The sequence below is a fragment of the Pseudomonadota bacterium genome (assembly GCA_039714795.1).
GTDB lineage: Bacteria > Pseudomonadota > Alphaproteobacteria > JAGOMX01 > JAGOMX01 > JBDLIP01.
Genome location: JBDLIP010000146.1, coordinates 1 through 3,684 on the forward strand (window position 1 = coordinate 1; position 3,684 = coordinate 3,684).

Annotated in this window: 5 protein-coding genes; 2 read left to right on the plus strand and 3 right to left on the minus strand. The window is 39.5% G+C overall.

Annotation, left to right across the window (positions count from 1 at the left end):
- Window positions 1-394 (plus strand): transposase (locus ABFQ95_07990; GenBank protein ID MEN8237459.1); only part of this gene is annotated, 394 nt, incomplete at its 5' end.
- Between the two features lie 20 nt (window positions 395-414).
- Window positions 415-876 carry a hypothetical protein gene (locus tag ABFQ95_07995; GenBank protein MEN8237460.1) on the plus strand — a complete coding sequence of 154 codons (462 nt, stop codon included), beginning with the start codon at window positions 415-417 and terminating at the stop codon, window positions 874-876.
- A gap of 17 nt (window positions 877-893) precedes the next feature.
- Here the strand turns inward: ABFQ95_07995 and ABFQ95_08000 are convergent, their stop codons facing one another.
- From ABFQ95_08000 to ABFQ95_08010, 3 genes are read right to left on the minus strand one after another with little or no spacing between them, the layout of a single operon-like run.
- The gene (locus ABFQ95_08000; protein MEN8237461.1) at window positions 894-1,259 is read right to left on the minus strand and encodes a hypothetical protein; all 366 of its coding nucleotides are present in this window, start codon (window positions 1,257-1,259) and stop codon (window positions 894-896) included.
- 20 nt (window positions 1,260-1,279) lie between these two features.
- Window positions 1,280-2,770 carry a S8 family serine peptidase gene (locus tag ABFQ95_08005; protein MEN8237462.1) on the minus strand — a complete coding sequence of 497 codons (1,491 nt, stop codon included), beginning with the start codon at window positions 2,768-2,770 and terminating at the stop codon, window positions 1,280-1,282.
- Between the two features lie 6 nt (window positions 2,771-2,776).
- The gene (locus ABFQ95_08010) at window positions 2,777-3,247 is read right to left on the minus strand and encodes a hypothetical protein (GenBank protein ID MEN8237463.1); all 471 of its coding nucleotides are present in this window, start codon (window positions 3,245-3,247) and stop codon (window positions 2,777-2,779) included.
- Between the last annotated feature and the right edge of the window lie 437 nt (window positions 3,248-3,684).

A 3,684-nucleotide genomic window follows, 5' to 3' on the forward strand; every position in this document is an offset into this window, starting at 1 on the left:
GGAGGTACAAATGAGCAGAAGTAAGCAATACCAAAGCATCCCGACAAATTTGACAGAAACTGAATTCGAGGAATTTGTCTTACCGCACCTGACGAGTGGATCAAGAGGTCCATCGACAACAGTGCCATATTTTCGCATCTTCAACTACATTTTGAAATTAATGTACACCGGGTGTCAGTGGGAGGAAATCCCTATTGAAAAAGATGCTTCTGGTAAGCCAGAAATCCATCATACCCGCGTATTTCGTGTCTTTCAGCGTTGGCAACGTGATGGCTGTTTCGAAAAAATATTTGTGGGTTCCGTGCATGAGTTATTTGCAAACAAGCTTCTGGATACAGAAGTGGTTCACGGAGACGGCAGCACCACAGCCGCTAAAAAGGGGGCGATAACTTAGGCTACAATGGGCATAAACACTTGAAGGGTGATAAGGTTGTTGCCATTTGTGATCGCAACTGCAACATCATTGCACCGATGATTTTCGCACCAGGCAACAAGAACGAATCCCCTCTGATACGTGAGGCAATGGGGCCATTGAAGGAAATTGCAAAAGATGTAGGGTTCAATCTTGAAGGATCCATCATGAGCCTCGATGGAGTGTTTGATTGCCATGAAAATCGTAAAAAGATCTTCAATGCAGGCATGAAGCCTAACATCAAAGCCAATAAGCGGAATAGAAAAAAGACCAAACGTGGCCGCAAGCCCATGTTTGATCTTGAGATTTTCAAGGAACGTTTCCGTACCATAGAGCGAGTTTTCGCATGGGAAGACAAGTTCAAGAGATTGCTCCTAAGGTTCGAGAGAATTAGTGATCACCACTACGGTATGAAATACTTAGCCTTTGCTCTCATTAACTTGCGGCACTTTTGTAGCGGTTAATACAGGCAAATTAGCTCCTAAACCACTGCCAGTTTTTTTAACACCAAATTTTGGTGATGCACCTGCATGCTTGAAAATGAGGGTTTTTCTTGCAAAATCAGGAAAGCTGAGCTTTTTCTTGCGACAATGCGATATTTCGATACAGCTGCCAAAATTTTTCGGTCAATTTTTTGGCAAACTAGCAATGAGTTGCTTGTGTTAAAACCACACTTTTGAAAAGCATCTGATTCAATGATCAAGAACAAAGAACGATATACCCGTGCTGAATCAAAATGTTGAGTTTTATGGTGGCTGCCAGCTTGCAGTTTACTTGGGTAAGTGAGCACTTCGAGCGCAGCAGAAAACCAACAGTTTGATTTAGCTTCAGTATACCAGTGTGTCATCTCTTTGCAATACGCACAAGTCAAGGCCCTTTCGGTAATTCGTTGAACCGCATTTTTCCAAGCAAAAACTTAGCAAGATTTTCAACATGTTCTGGAGTTTTATTCTTAAATGTCAGCAGTCCTAATTTATCAGCTGCGAGTAAAGACTGGGATACTGTACCAATCTCAACATCAACTTTTATTCCCCCAGAAGGCAGTAATGGGAATTCTTGAAAACTTTTCTTCTCGATTGCTTTCCGCTGCATATCATTCACCTTACCAAGAAGGTACAAAGTCAGGCCGTCTAAGTATTGCTCGCTTAGAGAAGGGTGAACATCCTGCACGTATATCAATCCTTTTTCTTTTAGTTGCGCAATTTTATTGCGCACGGATGCTGCTTGTACTGTAATTTTTTCCACTTTTTTTTCAATGCCAGCAGGAGTTGCGGGAAAAGGACGCTCAGATTTTGTTGCTGCCCCCGGTACAGCTCCAAGCTCCATTTTTAGGCTCTCTGGCATGTTTTCTAGAAATTTGTCCTTTAGTTTTGGCAACATGAATGATGAATAGTTTTCCCATTCTTGTTTGAGAACCTGGTTACGTTGACCCTCAGGTAGAGTGAGGGCATAGTACAATGCAATGGCAGAAAAATAGCTTGAAGCTTTGGGGATAAGTCGTCTATGCTGTGCTATGCCTTCTGGATTAACTTTTTTAAGTTCTTGATGTGCTTCATAAATTCTTTTGAAAGCCACTTTAGGGTAAGCACGAATTGTTTTTCCATCATCCTCATATAAGGGATAGTCAATTAATTGATCGATAGGGAGTTCTTCTAATAAAATATTAATTTGCAATGCCGTTGCATCCGACTGTTTCAAATACACATACATTTCCTCTGCAAATACATCGTAGCGTGCATTGGTCAGAATGCCCTTAATTTCATTAGAAAATTTAACGGGTCTAATTGTATTTGGTAATTGCTGCCCTTTACTTAAAATTTCTTTCCCTTTTTTAATTGCTGCATATATGTCAACCATACCCCGACCATAAATAGCCTCCGGTGGCAAACGTTTAATGCTTGCTTTAGACAAATTTGTTGAGCGGCGCAACTTTTCCACCATTGCTACTGAAATTGTTTTAATGGGTTTGGCGGTATCTAATAGCAAAACAGCAAGCTGTTGGCCAGTTGGTTCGGGTAATTTATTTTCCTTAGCTGCAACTCTGAGGGCCTGAACCATCAGCGCTAAAGCTCCAGACACTGTTGGAGCAGCAACGGACGTTCCAACAATACGCCTAAATGTTCCTGATTTTATCTTTGTTGTGCTACTTTCTGCCACGCGCGCAGCAAGTCCTGAAGTAGGCACAACAACTGTATTGGCAGCCACAATTCCAGCTATATTACTATATTCTGTAAGATCGTTTGCTCCTCTGGCAGAGGCAGATCCTACAAAAACTACTGCGCCATTACCTTCTTGTCCTTGATTTATCAGAGCAACCCTTTTTGCAAATTTCTTAGTTGTAGGAGTTGAACCGTACAGTAAATTTTAATTTTCATTACCTAGGGATCTTACGTAAATGACCCCATGCAGTAGTAGTTTACTCTCCCACCAACCAGGGAAATAATCATCTTCAAACTGATCTTTTAACCAAGTTCCAAAAGATTGATTAATGATTTTGGGAGCTTGTATATTCCAAGGATCCTTCAAGATGTGATTAAAAAGAACGGCTTGTGGAGCAATAGTCTTTATAAACTCAGTAACAACGTCACCATGTTGAAATTCTTGCTCTTGTGCAGTTTTAAATCTTACTGGTTCTTGCACTACGACATTTACATCTGCGCCGTTAATAGTAAATTGCTCTCTAGCCTTAGTAACACCAATTTTATCTCGTACTTGACGATCAATTGATGCTTTAAGGATAACGGAAGAACTTAACGAGAAAGATAATAAAAAAATTATCAATAAAAATATCAGTGATGACAATTTGTTAAAAAAATAGCCTGCATTAATCAACATAATAAGCTCCTTAAATTAATCATATATATTAATAATAGTATTTTTTTGTTAAGATTTGGTTAACAACTCATTGCTAATTTATTTTTTCCCCGAATTTATCTGAAACTCTTTATGTGATTGCGATTTAGCAGTACCCTTGATTTGGCCCAGTGTTAGGGTTGCTCAAACGAGCCGCCATCTCAAATTTCAGAGGGGAAATTTCCATCTTTATTTAGTGTTGCAAAAGTGCCGTTAGTATAAATGATTTTTATGAATTGCTTGTTTTGGCCATAATAACCTTGAATATGGATCCATCTAGGTCTAAAAATGGTTCATTAAGTACCGATACATGCACTTATAGGAACTTTTCTAAGAGAAAACTCTGGCAATCGTTACTGCTATCAGCTAAATTAGAGTAATGGTGAATTGGTAATAAAACTATAGAGAATGAGCGAAAC

Excerpts from the sequence above, each read along its gene's own strand:
- ABFQ95_08000 (MEN8237461.1), bottom strand. The coding sequence starts at position 1,259 with ATGACACACTGGTATACTGAAGCTAAATCAAACTGTTGGTTTTCTGCT.
- ABFQ95_08010 (MEN8237463.1), bottom strand. The coding sequence starts at position 3,247 with ATGTTGATTAATGCAGGCTATTTTTTTAACAAATTGTCATCACTGATA.